The sequence below is a fragment of the uncultured Campylobacter sp. genome (genome assembly GCF_938031315.1).
Taxonomy (GTDB): domain Bacteria; phylum Campylobacterota; class Campylobacteria; order Campylobacterales; family Campylobacteraceae; genus Campylobacter_B.
Genome location: NZ_CALHHT010000503.1, coordinates 1 through 17,469, shown reverse-complemented (window position 1 = coordinate 17,469; position 17,469 = coordinate 1). Strand labels below are relative to the sequence as shown.

The 17,469-nt window shown below is 50.2% G+C and carries 16 protein-coding genes; 12 read left to right on the top strand and 4 right to left on the bottom strand.

Features of this window, described 5'->3' with window-relative positions; all coding sequences use genetic code 11:
- Window positions 1-5: 5 nt before the first annotated feature.
- Window positions 6-1,007: a hypothetical protein gene (locus Q0236_RS12450; RefSeq protein ID WP_297918615.1), complete on the bottom strand. Its 1,002-nt coding sequence runs from the start codon at window positions 1,005-1,007 to the stop codon at window positions 6-8.
- A gap of 230 nt (window positions 1,008-1,237) precedes the next feature.
- On the opposite strand from Q0236_RS12450, the gene Q0236_RS12445 reads away from it, so the two are divergent.
- From Q0236_RS12445 to Q0236_RS12415, 7 genes are all read left to right on the top strand, one after another.
- Window positions 1,238-2,401 carry a M20 family metallo-hydrolase gene (locus tag Q0236_RS12445; RefSeq protein ID WP_297918612.1) on the top strand — a complete coding sequence of 388 codons (1,164 nt, stop codon included), beginning with the start codon at window positions 1,238-1,240 and terminating at the stop codon, window positions 2,399-2,401.
- 86 nt (window positions 2,402-2,487) lie between these two features.
- Window positions 2,488-3,804, top strand: a complete 1,317-nt coding sequence (locus Q0236_RS12440) for an amidohydrolase (RefSeq protein ID WP_297918609.1) — start codon at window positions 2,488-2,490, stop codon at window positions 3,802-3,804.
- A 10-nt stretch (window positions 3,805-3,814) separates the two neighbouring features.
- The gene (gene pepE, locus Q0236_RS12435) at window positions 3,815-4,513 is read left to right on the top strand and encodes a dipeptidase PepE (protein WP_297918606.1); all 699 of its coding nucleotides are present in this window, start codon (window positions 3,815-3,817) and stop codon (window positions 4,511-4,513) included.
- An 11-nt stretch (window positions 4,514-4,524) separates the two neighbouring features.
- Complete coding sequence (gene dcuC / locus Q0236_RS12430) at window positions 4,525-5,868, top strand: C4-dicarboxylate transporter DcuC (protein ID WP_297918603.1); 1,344 nt, start codon at window positions 4,525-4,527, stop codon at window positions 5,866-5,868.
- Window positions 5,869-5,879: 11 nt separating this feature from the next.
- Window positions 5,880-7,112, top strand: a complete 1,233-nt coding sequence (gene pepT, locus Q0236_RS12425) for a peptidase T (protein WP_297918599.1) — start codon at window positions 5,880-5,882, stop codon at window positions 7,110-7,112.
- Between the two features lie 98 nt (window positions 7,113-7,210).
- Complete coding sequence (locus Q0236_RS12420; RefSeq protein ID WP_297918595.1) at window positions 7,211-7,393, top strand: hypothetical protein; 183 nt, start codon at window positions 7,211-7,213, stop codon at window positions 7,391-7,393.
- A 262-nt stretch (window positions 7,394-7,655) separates the two neighbouring features.
- On the top strand, window positions 7,656-8,225 hold the full coding sequence (locus tag Q0236_RS12415) for an NAD(P)H-binding protein (RefSeq protein WP_297918592.1): 570 nt from the start codon (window positions 7,656-7,658) through the stop codon (window positions 8,223-8,225).
- A gap of 448 nt (window positions 8,226-8,673) precedes the next feature.
- Here the strand turns inward: Q0236_RS12415 and Q0236_RS12410 are convergent, their stop codons facing one another.
- The gene (locus Q0236_RS12410) at window positions 8,674-9,360 is read right to left on the bottom strand and encodes a SapC family protein (RefSeq protein WP_297918589.1); all 687 of its coding nucleotides are present in this window, start codon (window positions 9,358-9,360) and stop codon (window positions 8,674-8,676) included.
- Window positions 9,361-9,509: 149 nt separating this feature from the next.
- Here Q0236_RS12410 and Q0236_RS12405 point away from each other — a divergent pair, with 149 nt between their 5' ends.
- Window positions 9,510-10,283: a 3'(2'),5'-bisphosphate nucleotidase CysQ gene (locus Q0236_RS12405; RefSeq protein WP_297918585.1), complete on the top strand. Its 774-nt coding sequence runs from the start codon at window positions 9,510-9,512 to the stop codon at window positions 10,281-10,283.
- Window positions 10,284-10,346: 63 nt separating this feature from the next.
- The gene (locus Q0236_RS13325; RefSeq protein ID WP_367274752.1) at window positions 10,347-10,730 is read left to right on the top strand and encodes a type IV pilin protein; all 384 of its coding nucleotides are present in this window, start codon (window positions 10,347-10,349) and stop codon (window positions 10,728-10,730) included.
- Between the two features lie 17 nt (window positions 10,731-10,747).
- Here the strand turns inward: Q0236_RS13325 and Q0236_RS12395 are convergent, their stop codons facing one another.
- The gene (locus tag Q0236_RS12395) at window positions 10,748-11,359 is read right to left on the bottom strand and encodes a hypothetical protein (RefSeq protein WP_297918582.1); all 612 of its coding nucleotides are present in this window, start codon (window positions 11,357-11,359) and stop codon (window positions 10,748-10,750) included.
- 321 nt (window positions 11,360-11,680) lie between these two features.
- On the opposite strand from Q0236_RS12395, the gene Q0236_RS12390 reads away from it, so the two are divergent.
- From Q0236_RS12390 to Q0236_RS12380, 3 genes are all read left to right on the top strand, one after another.
- Entirely contained in the window at window positions 11,681-13,504 is a 1,824-nt protein-coding gene (locus tag Q0236_RS12390; RefSeq protein WP_297918579.1) for a biotin/lipoyl-containing protein, read from the top strand.
- Between the two features lie 132 nt (window positions 13,505-13,636).
- A complete protein-coding gene (gene pckA, locus Q0236_RS12385) occupies window positions 13,637-15,220 on the top strand; it encodes a phosphoenolpyruvate carboxykinase (ATP) (RefSeq protein WP_297918576.1) in 1,584 nt (527 codons plus the stop codon).
- Entirely contained in the window at window positions 15,195-16,547 is a 1,353-nt protein-coding gene (locus Q0236_RS12380) for a CAP domain-containing protein (protein ID WP_297918573.1), read from the top strand. Before pckA ends, Q0236_RS12380 begins: the two co-directional genes overlap by 26 nt.
- 100 nt (window positions 16,548-16,647) lie before the next feature.
- Here Q0236_RS12380 and Q0236_RS12375 read toward each other — a convergent pair whose 3' ends face one another.
- Window positions 16,648-17,202, bottom strand: coding sequence for a hypothetical protein (locus Q0236_RS12375; RefSeq protein WP_297918570.1), 555 nt, complete (start codon window positions 17,200-17,202; stop codon window positions 16,648-16,650).
- Window positions 17,203-17,469: the final 267 nt, after the last annotated feature.

Below are 17,469 nucleotides of genomic sequence, written 5' to 3'. Positions count from 1 at the left end.
AAATTTCAAATTCCGAATTCCTCGTAAAATTTATTTAGATAATCGGCGTAGTAGAAGTTTTGATTTCTGGCGTCAAATTTGCCCGCCAGCTCCAAAGCCGTCTTATAGTCGTTCTCATCGCCGAACGCGCTAACTGCGATGAAAAATCGCAGGTCGTTCAGATCGTCGTTGCTATCGAGTATGGCGTGCGAGTGTTTGCGAGCTAAGCTTAGCGCCGTCTCGCGCTCATCCAGCCTAACGGCGATCTCGATTAGCGGCGCGATCTGATTTATGACGCGAGGATTTGACTCGATCGTCGCCGCGGCCTTGGGTAGCAGGGTTTTCGCCTCCTCTATCTTGCCTGTTTTAATCATGCTAAAAAGTATCGGCGCGTAGGTCGTGTGAGGCACTTCGCCGCAGGTTAGCTCGCCTGAGAGTATCGGTGCGGCAAGCTCCAGCGCGGCTTCATGCTCGCCGGCAAAGCACAGATACGCGATCTCATCGCTTGCTTCGCATGCCTCGCAGTCAGCCATATCGTCTTTGGCGAGCTTTTTCCACAGCTCGTAGTTTGCCTTCGCCTCTCTAGCGTCGCCTATGTCGATGTTTTGATTCATTAAGGCCTTGTAGTATGAGGCCAGCGAGAGCTCCAAGCGCTCGTAGTAAAACAGCATCGCTTCGTTTGCCTCGTCTATGAGCTCTTTTTCTATCACGGAGCTTTTGGCGATGCCCGAGACTATCCATTTAAATTTCCATAGGCAATCCGTAAAGTCGCCGAAATTTGGGTATTCGCTTTCTTTTAAATTTTGCGCGATGTAGCCCGTGAGCCACATTAGCGCCCTCGTTCTTAAAACCGCGCCGAATTTTTCAAATTCCTCGTTTAGCACAAAGTCGCAAATTTGCGCGGCAAAGTCAAAATTTTCCGCCTCGATGGCGCCATTTATCGCATCAAACAGATACTCCTCTTTATCCGCCAGCCTATCAAATTGCCTTAGCTTTTCATAAAGCCCCTCTAGCGAGACCTGCTTCATCTGCGCTCCTCGTTAAATTTTGCGATAATTATATCCGTTTAATCTGAAGCTAAGCGGCTCATCGCGATTTTAAAACCCAAAAGGCAAAATTTATAGCGTTATCTTAAAGCGGTTTTGCTCGCGCCGTTTTAGCGCCCTATTTGCCGCCGCGATAGGTAAATTTCAGCTTTGTTATATAAATTTAATATTAAAATGCCGTATTCATAAATTTTTTTAAGAAAAGGGGATTTATGGACATAAACATGCAGCGCTTTAAAAGCGAGTTCGAACAGATAAGCCGCTTCGGGGCTTTGGCGGGCGGCGGGCTTACGCGGCTTGCATTTTCGCGCGAGGATAAAGAGGCGCGCAACTTCCTCATATCGCTACTTCAAAAAGAAAATTTCAAGATCAAAATCGACGATACGGGCAATATTTTCGCTAAATTTGGAGGCGTTAAAAATCCAGATCTGCCGTCCGTCAGCGCTGGCTCACATATCGATAGCGTGCCGCAGGGCGGCTTTTACGACGGCACGCTACGCGTCATGGCCGCTTTGGAGGCGATCCGCACGGTGCGAGATAGCGGCGAGAAGCTTGCGCGACCGCTGGAGCTCATCGTCTTTGTTTGCGAGGAATCAAGCCGCTTTAAAATGGCGACCGTAGGCAGCAAGATAATTAGCGGCAAGCTATCGCGGCAGCGGCTGGGCGAGCTAAAGGATAAAGACGGAATTTCGCTATTTGACGCCATGCAGGAGTTTGGGCTAAATCCCGCAAATTTAAAAAGCTGCGTCCTGCCCAAATCCAGTTTTCATAGCTACATCGAGCTTCATATCGAGCAGGGGCCGGTATTGCAGCGACGCGGTATCCCAGTAGGCATCGTCACGGGTATCGCCGCGCCCGTGCGATACGAGCTGCGGATCGAGGGCAGAGCTGATCACAGCGGCGCTACGCCGATGGATATGCGCTGCGACGCCCTAGCTTGCGCTAGCGAGATCGTTTTAAGCGCGGAGAGGATCGCCAAGGAGGGCAAAACCACGGTCGCGACGACGGGATATGCAAATGCGCTACCCGGCGTGCTAAACGTGATCCCGGGCGCCTGCATGCTAGGGCTTGATATACGCGATATAGACGAGGATGCGCTCAGGGCGGCGGACGATAAAATTTGCGCCGCGATAGATGAAATTTGCGCTCGCAGAGGGTGCAGATTTGAACTAAAAAATCTCATCAAGGATCGCCCCGTAAAGCTAAGCGAGGAGATGATAGATCTGCTTGAGAGCTGCGCCGATGAGCTTAAAATTCCAAGCCTAAGGCTTCCTAGCGGCGCGGGACACGACGCGATGAATATGACGGAGCTTGCGGATCGCGTGGGGGATGCTTTTCGTGCCGTGCAAGGACGGTATCAGCCACAACGTAAATGAGAACATAAACTGGCACGACGCGTTTGCCGCTACGAAGGTTTTAGCCGCGGCGATGTTAAGCTTAGCTAAAAAATAAAGGAGAGGAAATGGATGCTATCGCACAAAAAGTAGAGGCGCTCAAAGGCGAGATGATCGGGGATCGCAGGTTTTTTCACTCGCATCCTGAGACGGGTTGGTTTACCTTTTTTACGACCGCCGTTATCGCAGATCGTATGCAGCGCTTGGGCTATGAGATAAAGCTCGGTCGCGAAGTGGTGAAAGCTGAAGCGAGGCAGGGCGTAGGCAGCAAGGATGCCTGCGAGAAGGCAAAGCAGCGCGCCGAAGGGCTGCTAAACGCGGATCAGATAAAATTTCTTGATGCGATGGAGGATGGGCTAACGGGTTTAGTTGCCGAAATAGACACGGGGCGCGCGGGCAAGACGGTCGCTTTTAGATTTGACATAGACGGCGTAGACGTGACCGAGAGCACGGACGCGGATCACCGCCCTTTTAAGGAGGGCTTTCGCTCCGACATTAGCGGCATCACGCACGCGTGCGGGCACGACGGGCATATCACGATGGGGCTTGCTCTGGCAAAGCTGATCGCGCATAGCCTAGACGATTTTAGCGGTAAATTTAGATTTATCTTCCAAACCGCCGAGGAGGGCACCAGAGGCGCCGTAGGCATGGAAGCTGCGGGCGTCACCAAGGGCGTGGATTACTTGCTGGGCGGTCATATCGGCTTTCAGGCGAGCACTATGAGAGGCATCATCTGCGGCACTAAAAAGCTACTCGCGACCACTAAATTTGACGTAAGCTTACAAGGCAAGTCCGCTCACGCCGCGGGCGCGCCGCAAAACGGAGCCAATGCTCTGCTCGCCGCAGCCGAGATGGCGCTTGATATGCACGGCATCACGAGGCACGCAGACGGCGTCACGCGTATCAACGTCGGCGTGTTGCGCGCGGGCGAAGGACGCAACGTCATCGCGCCCAACGGCTATCTTGCGTGCGAGACGCGCGGCGAGAGCACGGAGCTGAATGAGTTTATGAAGGCCAAATGCATGGACATAGTGGAGGGCGTTTCTAAAATTTACGGCGTTAGCTACGACGTGCAGGTTACGGGCGGCACCGCAGGCGGCGATAGCGACGAGGCCACCACGCAGCTTTACGAGGATGCGGCGAAGGCATCGCCGTTTATTGACGATGATAAAATCGTAAGGGAGCTAAGCTTCGGCGCATGCGAGGATTTTGCGCATTTTATGCGCTCGGTGCAGGACGCGGGAGGCAACAGCGGATATCTGATGATCGGCACGACGCTTGCGGCAGGGCATCACAACGCCAAATTCGACTTCGACGAGGACTCGCTGCTTGCTGGAGTGGACGTGTATCTGCGCTGCGCGTATAAGCTAAACGGCAAAATTTAAGGAAAGCGGCATGAAAAGAGCACTGCTTCTAAGCGCTTCCAGTTACAAAGACAGCGGCTATCTGAACCACTGCAAGGGGTGGATCAAGGAATTTTTAGGCAGGTTATGGGAGGATGAAATTTTATTTATTCCGTTTGCGGGCGTTAGGCGCACGAACGAGCAATACGAGCAGAAGGTCGCGGATTGCCTGGAGAGTAATAATATCAGATCGATCCATCGCTTTGCCGATATGAAAGCCGCCGTTAAAAATGCCAAATCGATCTGCATCGGCGGCGGCAATACCTTCGTGCTGCTAAACGAGCTTTATAAATTTGATCTCTTAGGCGCGATCAAAGATGCTGTGAATAACGGTACGCCGTATTTCGGCTGGTCTGCGGGCGCAAACGTCGCGGGCAAGACGATGATGACTACCAACGACATGCCGATCGTCTTCCCGCCCTCGCCGGTAGCTCTGGGGATCTTTCCGTATCAGATCAATCCGCACTTTATAAGCGGTAAAATTTCAAACCACAACGGCGAGAGCAGGGAGGAGCGGCTGGAGGAGTTTTTGATCGTCAATCAAAACGACAGCGTCTATGCTATGCCCGAGGGCAGCGCATTTTTGATAAACGGAAACGAGTGCGAAGTGATGGGGCATGCGGACGTGCTGAAATTCGAGTATAAAAAAGAGATCTCGCGCATCGCCGTGGGAAGTAAATTTAAAATTTAAAAGGAGTTATCGTGCAGACGTTTAGGCTATTTTTGGCGCTTGCGGGCATCGTCGCAGTCGTCGCTTTACTGATCATGAAAAAGGATACCAAAACCGTGCTTATCGGCGTGGGTTTGGTGCTGTGCGTGCTTTGTCTAAAGCCGCTGGACGGGCTGGGCGCCTTTACCTCGTATATGACTAAAGCAGGTCTTATTAAGGCGATCTGCGCCAGTATGGGTTTTGCCTTCGTGATGAAATTTACCGGCTGCGACCGCGCGCTCGTAAATTTACTAACCAGGCCTCTTGGCAATATCGGATTTTTATTGATCCCTATCGTCGTAGCGCTTACATATTTTATCAATATCGCTATCCCCTCCGCTGCGGGCTGCTCGGCTGCGGTCGGCGCTACGCTGATCCCCGTGATGATGGCAGCGGGCGTTAAACCGGAGATGGCGGGTGCGGCGGTGTTTGCGGGAACTTTCGGTAGCGTTTTAAGCCCGGGCTCGGCGCACAACGTATTTGTAGCCGATATGGTAAAGGCGCACAACTCATCTTACACGGTTCAAGACGTCATCGCCGTGCAGTTTTCCAGCGCGATTACCGCTTTGATCGTGGTTTTGATCGTAATGAGTATAACGGCGATAGTTTGCAAAGACTACACCAAGGGGGTGAATTATCTAGCGCAAAGAGAGGGCGGCGCAAATTCCGCCGCGTCAAATTCCGCCGACGGTTCAAATTTAGACGCGCAGCCTCAAAAGATAAACGTCTTATACGCGCTTATGCCGTTAGTGCCTCTAGTGATCTTGGTAATCGGCGGCACGAGCCTAAATCAGGTCTCTTTCCTAAAATGGACGAAGATGGGCGTCGCCGAAGCGATGCTACTGGGCGCTATCCTCACCATCGCCGTTACTCTAACCGATCCTCAAAAAATTACGAAGGAATTTTTCAAAGGAATGGGTAGCGCATATGCCGAGATCATAGGTATCATCATCGCAGCAGGCGTCTTCGTCGCGGGACTTAGTGCGTGCGGAGCGATCGATTTCGTAATCGAGTGGCTGAAGGGCGAGCAGGGCTACGTAAAATTCGGCGGAACCTTCGTGCCGTTTTTTATGGGCGTCGTAACGGGCTCGGGAGATGCGGCGGCGATGGCGTTTAACACCGCCGTGACCGTGCACGCCGATGTGTTAGGCTTTGAACAAGATAGGCTCGGTATGGCGGTTGCGATAAGCGGCGCGCTAGGCAGGAGCGCATCGCCGATCGCGGGCGCTTGTATCGTTTGCGCGGGACTTGCGATGGTAAACCCTATTCAGATCGCCAAAAGAACGGCTCTAGGGATGTTTCTATCCGTCTGCGTCATCGCATTTGTCATTTTATAAAAGGCTTATTTGTGGATATCGTGCAGAGGTTTTTAAACTATACCAAGATCAACACCACCACAAATAGAGCCGCGGGTGCTGCGGGCATAATGCCCTCAAACCCCAAGGAGCTTGAGCTCGCAGGCCTCATAAAAGGCGAGCTAGAAGCCCTGGGCATCGAAAATATCAGCCTTAGCGAGAAGTCGATTTTGATCGCTAAAATTCCATCAAATTTAGACGCGCCCGCTGCGAGCATAGCGTTTTTTGCTCACCTCGATACCAGCGCCGAGCAGAGCAGCGACACCAAAGCGCAGATCGTAAGATACGAAGGCGGCGATATCTGCCTAAATAAAGAGCTTGGGATCTATCTTAAAGAGAGCGAAAATGAGGAGCTGCAAGATTATAAAGGAGATGAAATCATCGTAACGGACGGTACTAGCTTGCTAGGCGCCGACGATAAAGCGGCGATCGCTGCGATCGTAAATGCGCTGGAATTTTTCGTCCAAAATCCGCAGATCAAGCACGGCGAGATAATCGCTTGCTTCGTGCCGGACGAGGAGCAGGGCTTGCGCGGCGCAAAGGCGCTGGATGTAAGCGAGGTAGGCGCGGATTTTGGCTACTGCCTTGATTGCTGCGGCATCGGCGAGTTTATCTACGAGAATTGGAACGCGGGCGATTGCGTCGTTACCTTCAAGGGCCAGTCCGCTCATCCGATGAACGCCAAGGGCAAGCTCGTAAATTCCTTGCTTTTGGCGCATAAGTTTATCTCGCTGCTGCCCGCGGGCGAGGCGCCCGAATACACAGAGGGCAAGGAGGGCTATTTTTGGGTCAAGGAGCTTAGCGGCAACAGCGCAAAGACCGTCCTAAAGATCGACGTGAGGGAATTTGACGAGAAAAGATACGAGCAGCGTATGGAATTTTTGCAAAAAACTGCGGACGGGCTTCGCGCGATCTGGGGCGATCGGATCGAAATTTCGCTAAACGACCGCTATAAAAACGTCTATAACTTTTTGAAAAACGACGACGCGCCAGCAATTCGCCTTGCGAAGCAGGCTTTTAAAAGCCTAAATATCGAGCCTAAGATCAAGCCTATGCGAGGCGGCTACGACGGCGCCGTCATCTCCGCAAAGGGGCTGCCGTGCCCGAACCTCTTTACCGGCGGGCACAATTTCCACTCGATCTACGAGTATATTCCCGTAAGCTCTTTAAAAGCGGCAAGCGAAGTGGTTAAGCGGATCATAACGCTGGCGGCGGCGCAAGCTTAGCTCGGCCGCTTTCTACTCCGCGCACAGATTTGATTTTAAATTTAGCTCGTTCATTCCGCCGCGAAATTTTACCCTTGCAGGACGGAATTTTTGGCCCCGTGGCGACGGATGACGCGGGCTACGACTACGACGCGGCTTTTAAGCGCTATCACTCGAGCGAGGAGATGGCGGAATTCCTGCTCGCGCTTTACGATAGCGACGCGTGCGTAGGCGCGGTGGATCGAAACAACTTCGAGTTTAGCTTGGGGGCTGTGCGATTTGACTACGTGGGCAGATGCTAATTTTTACGCTTTTAGCGCATCGCGATGAAACGGCAGCTTCTAGACTGCGTATAGTCTTATAAAATTTAAGCTGATTTGATATACATTTCGCGCCGAACGTGGCTTTGAAATTTAACGCGTGAGCTATGGATTTTACTTGCGATGCGAGCTCAAGCGCGCAATTTTCGGGCTCGACTTGCAAACTAGACGAAATTTTTGGCACGGTAAAAGTAAAATTTAACCACACAACGCGTTAAAATTTAAAGAAATTCAAGGAGCGAAAATGGGAAAATCCGCCTTGGTGCTTGGCGCTACGGGCGTCGTAGGCAGGGAACTGGTGCGCGAGCTTTGCGAGAGTCCGGGTTACGATGAGGTAGAGGCGTGGGTGCGCCGCGAGATAGGCTTTTGCCGCCCTAAGCTTCGCGCGCGGATCATTGATTTTGAGGGCATCTCGGATATCGCGCCGCATAAATTTGACGAAATTTTTTGCGCGCTGGGTACGACGATGAAGCAGGCGGGTTCGCGCGAGGCGTTTTTGCGCGTGGATGTAGACTACGTCTATGCGGCGGCGAAATGGGGCAAAGCAGCGGGCGCGCTGCGCTTCGTGCTTGTGTCATCTCCGGGCGCAAACGAGGGCTCGCTAAGCTTTTATCTGCGCGCCAAAAGACGTATCGAGCGGAGCGTGAGCGAGCTTGGCTTTGACAGCCTTCAGATCGTTCGTCCGCCGTTAATCTTGGGCGAGAGATCGGATGCTCGCCCGCTAGAGCGGCTTGCAGTGGTGCTTTTTAAACTGCTGTTTGCTCGTTTGGTAAATTTAGACCACTTAGAGGCGCAAGTATCGCCCACGGGATGATAAATGCTGCTATCAGCGATGCACGCAGCGTGCAAATCTACGAGCCGCGGGAATTTTTATAAATCGCGAGTAAAATTTCAGCGCAAGAGCAGGATTAAATTTAAAACTAAAGTTTTAGGCGGTGTGAATAAAATTTTATAAATTGATCTGCTTAAATTAAATTTTAAATTTAATAGAATTTTATAGTAAAATTTCTCGCTTGAAATTTTAAGCGTGGAATCTTGCGTACTGTGTTGTTGCAAAATTTTTGTTATAAAACCCTATGCTAAAATTTTAGGACTAAATTTGCGGTGTATTTAGCTTAGCCGCGAATAAAGCCTCCTAGGGCTTCAAGCTCGCATGCGGTTATGGCAACTTCAAACCCCGAAACAATCGTAAGTTTTACAAGTTTTATAAATCTGCGACATTAAATTCTAAAAATTATGAGCTACTTAGGAGGCGAAAACGTCTATTTTTTCGCTTCTTTCGGCGCGGTCGGCGGATCAAGCTGCATGATCTTATCGCCTAGGCGCTGAAAATTTGCAAGGCTTTTTAGGTGGAAATACGCTAGCTCCAGATATCCGCGGCGCGCAAAATCCGCGAGCTTTTTATCGCTTAGCTTCAAAAGCTTTTCGCGATTTACGACCGAAAAGCCGTTCAGCAGAGACGATTCCTTGCCGCTAGAGTTGATACCAAGCTCCTTGGCTTCTAAAATCCCCGCCTTTTGAAATTCCGCCGCCGCAACGCGCGTGCGCATATCCAAATCGGCGTAATTTTTCATTACCTCTTTTAAATTTTGTAAAAACGGCGTCGGCTTGCCGTCTTTAAAAAGCGCCTCGCCGTCGCCTTTGATCTGCTGCGCGTCCTCATCGAAGCAGATCGCCGTCTGCTCGCCGATCTGGGCTAGGAAAAACGGATAATTCTGCACCGAGGAAGGCACCGCTCCCTTATAATCCTTATCGATTAGGACGTTTTTGGTGCGTCCTAGCAGCGCCACCATTTTGGGCTCTTTTTCGATGGTAAATACGATAACGAGGTTGTCTGCGCAAAACGGAATCTCCGGCGCGATTACAGGCACGAAAGGCGCGGTAGGGAATGCATCCGCGTGATACTGTAAATCCGCGTGTTTAACGCTATCTAATACGACTGGGGTCATGTTGATCCTTTAAAAAATTTTAGCAATTATATAAAAAAGAATATTAAAATTCTAAAGAGTTTTGGAATTTCGCCCGTTTTTACTTGCGTAAATTTATAGATTTGGAATTTTAAATTTGATAGAATTGCCAGTAAATTTAAGGAGCGAAAGTGGGCTTGGATGAGCTTTTGGCGCTTGCCGAGGGCGCCGCAAAAAAGGCAAACGTCGCGATAATGCAAAACTACGACAAATTTGATGTCTTTGTCAAAGCGGACAGATCGCCGCTTACGAATGCCGATCTTGCGGCAAACGATGTGATAATGCGCACCCTAGAGCCTAGCGGTATCGCAATCTGCTCGGAAGAGTGCGTGCTGGATAGCAAGCGGCGCATGAGCGAGGAGAGATTTTGGCTCATAGATCCGCTGGACGGCACGAAGGAGTTCATCGCGCGCAACGGCGAGTTTTGCGTCTGCATCGCGCTTATCGAGCATGGGCGCCCGATTTTATCGGCGATCGGCGTGCCCGTAAGCGGCGACATATATAGCTCGAATGGCGGCGGAGTCTATAAAAACGGCGCGCTGCTCGCTCGCCCCGCTAGCGCGCCGCAAATCTTCATGCACGGCCGACATAGCAGATCCGAAAAATATCCGCAATTTGCGCAAAAATTTAAAATGCAGCTAGTGCGCAAAGGCTCTGCGATAAAATTTTGTATCTTAGCCGAGGGAGGCGCCAGCGCGTATGCGAGATTTAGCGACTGCTCGCTTTGGGACATCGCCGCTGGGGATTTTTTGCTGCATCAAAGCGGCGGAGCGGTAGTAGATCTAAAGACGATGAAGGCGCCTCTTTATAACGGAAAAAGCCTGATAAATAACCATTATGTGGCGATCGGTGCGAATGTGGTGAAATTTTTACCTGAAATGTTGGAGTTCGCAAAGAATTTTTAAGCTAAATTTATAGTAAACGTCTTATAATATAAGTCCAAAAATTTTTTATCAAAGGATAAAAACATGAAGGGCTTTACTATGATCGAATTAATTTTCGTGATCGTGATTTTAGGTGTTTTGGCGGCAATTGCCATTCCAAAACTAGCAGCTACGCGCGATGATGCAGAGGTTGTGAGGGCAGCACAGAGTATAGTTATGTCCTTGGGCGATATGATAGGCTACTATACTTCGCAAGGAAGTTATAGTGCGGATTTTGCCAATATGACAAATGTTACAAATCCTATTATGGCTAAAGGTTCGGTTTGCGCTACATATACATATAATAGTTCTTCCCAAATTACCCTTACAAAGGGGTACGATGGACTATGCGCTACCGTTTGGAATTCGGCAAATCTAAGAACTATAGAAAATGTTTATAGTTCAGATGCGTTGGTAATTGTCCAATAGCTTCTTTGGCGCAGGGATTATCTCTGCGCCCTTTTATTTATAAATCCAAGCAAAATTCCAACAATCCAAACAATTCCGAAAAATATAAAAATCATACTCCAAAATTGCGCCAGATCCACGCTTTTGCTTGTCGGAAGGAGATACCAACCTCCGCTATAAAGCGCCGCTAGCTTGGCTTGCAGCCCCTCTAGCGCCGCATCGGCCGGCACTGCGGGTACGTCAAACGCGCAGCTGTTAAACGGCTTAAAAATCGGCACCGCGCTTAAGTCCAAATTTAAAAATTTAACCGCCCCGCCGCAGCCGCTTATCCCTCCCATTTCGCCATCTTCGCGCAACACGACACGGATTTTGGCCAAATTTAGCGACGAGATTAGCCCAAGCACCGCTCCGTAAAACCATACCGCGTATCCGCATATAGCGGCGTATATGCTTGCTTCGCCGCAGGCTAAAATGATCGCTCCTAACGCCACGGCGCAAAGCGCGAAACGCACATGCACGCTAAAGTTTTCTGGATAGATGAAAAGAAATTTTTGCAGGAAAAAATATGAAAACGCCAGCCAGCAAAGCGCCCACACTGCGCAGAAAATTAGGAATTTTTTAGAGTATCTGTTTTGAAATTTTAAAGCCATGAACATCCTTTCTGCGCGTAATTTTATAATAAATTGCAGATATTTTCGCTAAAAATTTCATTCTCGCGGCAAAATTTCGAGCTAAATTTTGAATTAGAGAATTTTACGCGAATAAAATTCGGCATCCTTGTGAGAGCCCCCGCCGGCTCCCGCTCGCTGCCACAATTGCTCCCGCTCGCATTAAATTTTTTAATTTTGCTACCAAATTTTAATTCCGCCACCGCAAGCGAACGCAGGCGAAATTCATATAAAATTTCTATTTTAAAAGCTTTTTTAGGCTAGAAATATTAGAATTTGCAAAATTTAATCTAGGAGCTAAAAATGGCTAAAAAGCTTATCGACGTTATGGATACGACTTTTCGCGACGGATTTCAGTCAGTTTTCGGCGCGCGCGTGGCGATGGCGGACTTTTTGCCTGCCGTTAGCGCGGCCAAAGAGGCAGGCATCACGCACTTTGAGTTCGGCGGCGGCGCGCGGTTTCAGAGCCTGTATTTTTACCTAAACGAAGACGCGTTTGAGATGATGGATAAATTTAGAAGCATCGTGGGCGAGGGGGCGAACCTGCAGACCCTTAGCCGCGGCGTCAATACCGTCACGCTCGATACCGGCAGCCGAGAGATCATCGATCTGCACGCCAAGCTTTTTGCCAAACACGGCACGACGACGATTCGAAATTTCGACGCGCTAAACGACGTGGAAAATTTAAAATTTAGCGGCGAATGCATACATCGTCACGGTCTTAAACATGAAGTCGTGGTTACGATGATGGATCTGCCGCCGGGATGCAGCGGCGCGCACGATGCGGCGTTTTACGAGAGAATTCTGCGTCAAATTTTAGACGCGCAGATCCCGTTTGACAGTATCTGCTTCAAAGACGCAAGCGGCACGAGCAGCCCGCAGAAGGTCTATGAGACGATCAAGCGCGCGCGTAAAATTTTAGGCGACGGCGTACATATCCGCCTGCACACTCACGAGACGGCGGGCGTTAGCGTCGCATGCTATCAGGCTGCGCTCGTTGCGGGCGTAGACGGCATCGACCTTGCCGCGCATCCCGTAAGCGGCGGCACTAGCCAGCCAGACATCCTCACGCTGTTGCACGCGACGAAGGGACAAAATTTCGACCTGGGCCTGGATGCAGAGAAAATTTTAAAATACGAAGAGGTTTTGGGCGAGTGCTTGAAGGATTACTTCATGCCGCCAGAGGCCACGCAAGTAAGCCCGCTCATTCCGTTTTCGCCGATGCCAGGGGGCGCGCTTACCGCAAATACGCAGATGATGCGCGATAATAAAATTTTAGACAAATTTCCAGCCGTCATCAAGGCTATGCGAGAGGTCGTCGAAAAGGGCGGTTTCGGCACGAGCGTGACGCCGGTCAGTCAGTTTTATTTTCAGCAGGCGTTTAACAACGTAATGTTCGGCCCGTGGAAAAAGATCGCCGAGGGCTACGGCAAGATGGTGCTAGGCTATTTCGGTAAAACGCCCGTTAAACCCGACGACGGCGTGATTAAGATGGCGGCGGAGCAGCTGGGACTACAGCCTACGACCAAGCATGCCGTAGATATCGCCGATGCCGACGAGAGCAAGAGCGTCGCGTATGCGCAGAAGATTCTACGCGAGCAGGGCATCGAGCCTAGCGAGGAGAACATATTTATCGCGCTTGCGTGCAAAGAAAAAGGCATCGCGTTTTTAAAAGGCGAGGGCAAGGTGATGAGCCGCAAAAAAGAGGACGTAGCGCCCGCTGCAAGCCATCAAAACGGTATTTCTAAAAATGGCAAATTTGACGTTAAAATTAACGGCAAAATTTACAGCGTAGAATTCGCCGGGCAAAACGTGCTCGTAAACGGCGATCGATACGACGTCAGCTTCGATACCTCAGCGCCCGCAAAGCCGCAAGTGCAAGCCGCTCCTGAAAGCAAGGCAAGCGGTACGGACGACAACGAAGTAAAAGCGACGCTTCCTAGCAACGTATTTAAAATTTTAATAAAGGAAGGCGACGCTGTTAAGGCGGGGCAGAATGTCATCGTTCTTGAAGCGATGAAGATGGAGATAAATATCGAAAGCCCGCGCAAAGGTATAATCGATAAAATTTTAGTCGCCCAGGGCGATACGGTCGATGCCGATCAAGTGCTCGCGATTTTAAGATAAGCTCTAAAATTTAGGCGGGCGCTTCCGCCTAAATTTCATGGCGATCATCCTCGGTGCTTAAGCGAGCTCACCTAAATTTTAAGCTATAATAGCGCAATCTTTTATCAAAATTTAATTTAAAAAGGACGCAAAATGGCAACTCCGAACGATCTGGATAAACTAGGTCTTAAAAATATCAAAAAAATCAATCACAACCTAAGCTACGACGAGCTTTTTGAGCTTGAAAAGGCAAGAGGCGAGGGGCGCGTATCAAGCAACGGCACCTTTATGGTCGATACCGGCATCTTTACGGGTCGCAGCCCAAAGGATAAGTACTTTGTAAAACAAGACCCGAGCCAAAAATACATCGCCTGGGGCAAGATAAATCAGCCTATCTCAAAAGAGCTTTTCGATAAGCTTTTAACCAAGGCAAAAGCCCAGCTAAGCGGCAAGGAAATCTTTATCCAAGACGCATTTTGCGGCGCGAGCAAATCCAGCCGCAAAAACGTGCGCTTCGTAACCGAAGTCGCGTGGCAGGCGCATTTTGTTAAAAATATGTTCATCCGCCCAAGCAAGAGCGAGCTAGCGGAATTTCATCCTGATTTCGTCGTTTACAACGCGTGCAAATGCAAAAACGAAGATTACGCGAGCGACGGGCTTCACAGCGACGTTTTCGTTATTTTTAACGTTGAGGAAAACGTCGCCGTCATCGGCGGCACCTGGTACGGCGGCGAGATGAAAAAAGGAATTTTTTCGATGATGAACTACTGGCTACCGCTTGCGGGCAAGATGTCGATGCACTGCTCGGCAAACGTGGGCAAAGAGGGCGACACGGCGCTATTTTTTGGTCTAAGCGGCACGGGCAAAACGACGCTATCGACCGATCCTAATCGCAAGCTAATAGGCGATGATGAGCACGGCTGGGACGATGAGGGGATATTTAACTTCGAGGGCGGCTGCTACGCGAAGTGCATAAATTTAGACCCGAGCAGCGAGCCTGAAATTTACGCCGCGATCAAACGCGACGCGCTGCTTGAAAACGTGGTCGCAGATGAGGCTGGCGTCGTGGACTACAAAGACGGCAGCAAGACCGAAAACACCCGCGTCAGCTACCCGATCTATCATATCGAGGGCTACGAGCCAAGCTCTGCGGGCGGCCATCCCAAAAACATCATCTTCCTAACAGCCGACGCATTCGGCGTTTTGCCTCCGGTCGCAAAACTAACCAAAGAGCAGGCGATGTATTATTTCCTCAGCGGCTATACGGCAAAAGTCGCGGGCACCGAGCGCGGTATCACCGAGCCCGTCGCGACATTTAGCGCGTGCTTTGGCGAGCCGTTTATGCCGCTACACCCGACCGTTTACGCTAAGCTGCTAGGCGAAAAGATCGACAAGCATAATGTTAGCGTCTATCTGGTAAATACCGGCTGGAGCGGCGGCGCATACGGCGTGGGCAAGCGAATGAGCATCAAGGCTACGCGCGCATGCATAAACGCGATCTTAGACGGCAGCATCAAAAAGTGCGAATTTGAAAATTTCGAGAAATTTAACCTCGCGATCCCAAAAGAGCTCGCAGGCGTCGAGACTAAGCTGCTAAATCCGATCAATACATGGGAAAACAAGGGCCAATACGTCGCAACTCGCGATAAACTAGCGAGCATGTTTGAGGCGAATTTTAAACGCTACGAGGACGTAAAAGAGGGGGTCGAGTTTGCTAAAGCGGGCCCTACGGCTTAGGCTTCTGGGCCTCGGGGCGATCTGCGCGCTTTTTGCCGCATGCGAAAACACCCCTTCAAATTTAAAACAGCCGCTCGTTGCGATGAGCGGCTTTTCCTTTTACGACGATCCGCTAAGCTACATCAACAATGTGCGCGCAAAATCGGGGCTAAATCAGCTTTCGCAGAATGAAATTTTAAACACCTCCGCGCTTAATCACGCAAAATATGTCGTCGCAAACGAGGCGATGTCGCACGACGAGACCCCGGGCAAGCCGAATTTTACGGGCGAGAATCCGTCAAAGCGCGCTTTTTACGCAGGCTATAATGCCGTCGTGAGGGAAAATTTATCCTATAATTCAAGCGATCTAAAAAGCGCGATCGACGGGCTTTTAAGCGCGATTTACCATAGATTTGCATTTTTGGATTTTGCCTCGGATGAGATCGGCATCGGCTATTTTGAGCACGGCAAAAAAAGTAGCTACGTTTTTGAGATGGGAAATTCACGCCTCAACGCCTTTTGCTCGCGGAATTTAAACGACGAAGGAGGCGGCAAATTTCTACTGGGGATGTGTAAAAACGAAACGCTGCGGATGAGGGAGGATAAGTTCAAAGGCGCCACCGCGCTAAACTCGCACCCCTATGTGTATTACCCGAACGACGAGCCCGCGCTTGCGTTTTTCAGCAATGAAATTCCAGACCCCATGCCAGAGTGCAAAATTACCGCAAATCCCGTAAGCGTGGAGTTTAATTCCGCCCAGCCGCCCGTAGCGATGAAAAGTTTTAAAATTTACGAAGGCGGCAGGGAGCTTCAAAACGTTAAAATTTTAGACAAAAACTCCGATCCTAACGCCATTTTAAGCGATAGGCAGTTCGTGCTTTTCAGCAGAGAGGTTTTTAAATTTGACACCAAATACGGCGCGGAGTTTAATTACGAGCAGGGCGGGAAGCAAAAGACGCTGCGGTGGGAGTTTATCACACAGGCGCCTAAATTTAGATACTTCGTCGTGCAAGGCGGAGAAAATCTGAGCGTGAAAAACGGCGCGTTTTACGACATATTCGTAACCCCGAAAGACTGCAACGATTTGATGAAAAGCTATAAAACCAGCTACTCTTTTATGGATAAGCCCGAAATTTCAAGCCCCGCGGCAAATATGTTGCGCGTAAAGCTAAACGGCGCAAAGGGCGCGAAGCTTGAAATTTCAACGGGTAACGGCGCGGTAATAAATCTGTATTTAAGCGACAGCTCCAAAAGCTACGGCGGCATGGGTAAAATTTACGCCGCAATCGCGGCGGTTTTGGCGGCGATCATTTTGTTTTATCTTTTATCAAGGCGTAGAGGGCGATAGGTGCGAAATCTATTTTCGCGACCTCTGTTTTTGTCTGCGCGCACAGGGGCGCATAATGCCATCCAGCGTGAAATTTAGCGCAGAGCTCGGCTTTTAAATTTTAAATTTCATCCCCGTTTGTCTCATCCGCAAGTTTTAAAATTTTATCCCGCACCGCCTTTGGAGCGTAGATATCCATCCACTCTATCCCGTTTGACGCGCTAAAAAGCACGGCGATCCGCCCCTCGCTCATCGCGCGCTTGGCAAGCTTGGTCGCCGCGGGGCTGTTGCTCATATTTGGCGTCTCGTCTATGCTTATCTCGGCACAGCGGCGCAAAATAGGCGCCAGATCAAACTCGCCCTCAAGCAAAACAACGACCGAGCCGCGCCTAAAACTGCAAGCGTTCCAAAAAATCTCGGCGCCGTTTACGCATTCGCGCGCGAGATCGAGGCGAAATTTGCCCCGCTCGCGCACGAGAAAACTAAACTCGCTTAAGTTTAGCGGGTGCTCCACACTGCCGAATGCCCCCACGATGCTATCTTTGCGGCCGTTATAGACATAGGCGGCGAGCGCATTTTGCAGTAGCGGCGCGATTATCTGATCGTGCGCGCTCGTATGGTCGTCCTCTCTGGCGCGGCCTGGGATCTTTACGAAAAACAGTTTGAAATACTCCATAAACGCTCCTTGAGCCTATAAAATTTGCTCGCTTTTGCGTTTAAATTTAGCGCTCGCGGCGGTTAAATTTAACTCTGAGCCTGACGCATTTTCGGTATATTTCGGGCGTTACCATTTAAATTTTACTCTTGTATCTGCTATCGCAGCTTCTTGCGCTTATGTATCGTTTTTACGCCTATCAAATACAACCTGGATGGCGGTTTGGATTTTACACAAAATACTCGCGGGCGGCATCCTTGCTCTCAAAGGGGCTTGCGCTCAGCTCGC

What these genes read in the sequence shown, in the direction of transcription:
- Q0236_RS12450 (WP_297918615.1), bottom strand. Translation starts at nt 1,007, where the DNA reads ATGAAGCAGGTCTCGCTAGAGGGGCTTTATGAAAAGCTAAGGCAATTT.
- Q0236_RS12445 (WP_297918612.1), top strand. Translation starts at nt 1,238, where the DNA reads ATGGACATAAACATGCAGCGCTTTAAAAGCGAGTTCGAACAGATAAGC.
- Q0236_RS12440 (WP_297918609.1), top strand. Translation starts at nt 2,488, where the DNA reads ATGGATGCTATCGCACAAAAAGTAGAGGCGCTCAAAGGCGAGATGATC.
- pepE (WP_297918606.1), top strand. Translation starts at nt 3,815, where the DNA reads ATGAAAAGAGCACTGCTTCTAAGCGCTTCCAGTTACAAAGACAGCGGC.
- Q0236_RS12415 (WP_297918592.1), top strand. Translation starts at nt 7,656, where the DNA reads ATGGGAAAATCCGCCTTGGTGCTTGGCGCTACGGGCGTCGTAGGCAGG.
- Q0236_RS12410 (WP_297918589.1), bottom strand. Translation starts at nt 9,360, where the DNA reads ATGACCCCAGTCGTATTAGATAGCGTTAAACACGCGGATTTACAGTAT.
- Q0236_RS13325 (WP_367274752.1), top strand. Translation starts at nt 10,347, where the DNA reads ATGAAGGGCTTTACTATGATCGAATTAATTTTCGTGATCGTGATTTTA.
- Q0236_RS12395 (WP_297918582.1), bottom strand. Translation starts at nt 11,359, where the DNA reads ATGGCTTTAAAATTTCAAAACAGATACTCTAAAAAATTCCTAATTTTC.
- Q0236_RS12390 (WP_297918579.1), top strand. Translation starts at nt 11,681, where the DNA reads ATGGCTAAAAAGCTTATCGACGTTATGGATACGACTTTTCGCGACGGA.
- pckA (WP_297918576.1), top strand. Translation starts at nt 13,637, where the DNA reads ATGGCAACTCCGAACGATCTGGATAAACTAGGTCTTAAAAATATCAAA.
- Q0236_RS12375 (WP_297918570.1), bottom strand. Translation starts at nt 17,202, where the DNA reads ATGGAGTATTTCAAACTGTTTTTCGTAAAGATCCCAGGCCGCGCCAGA.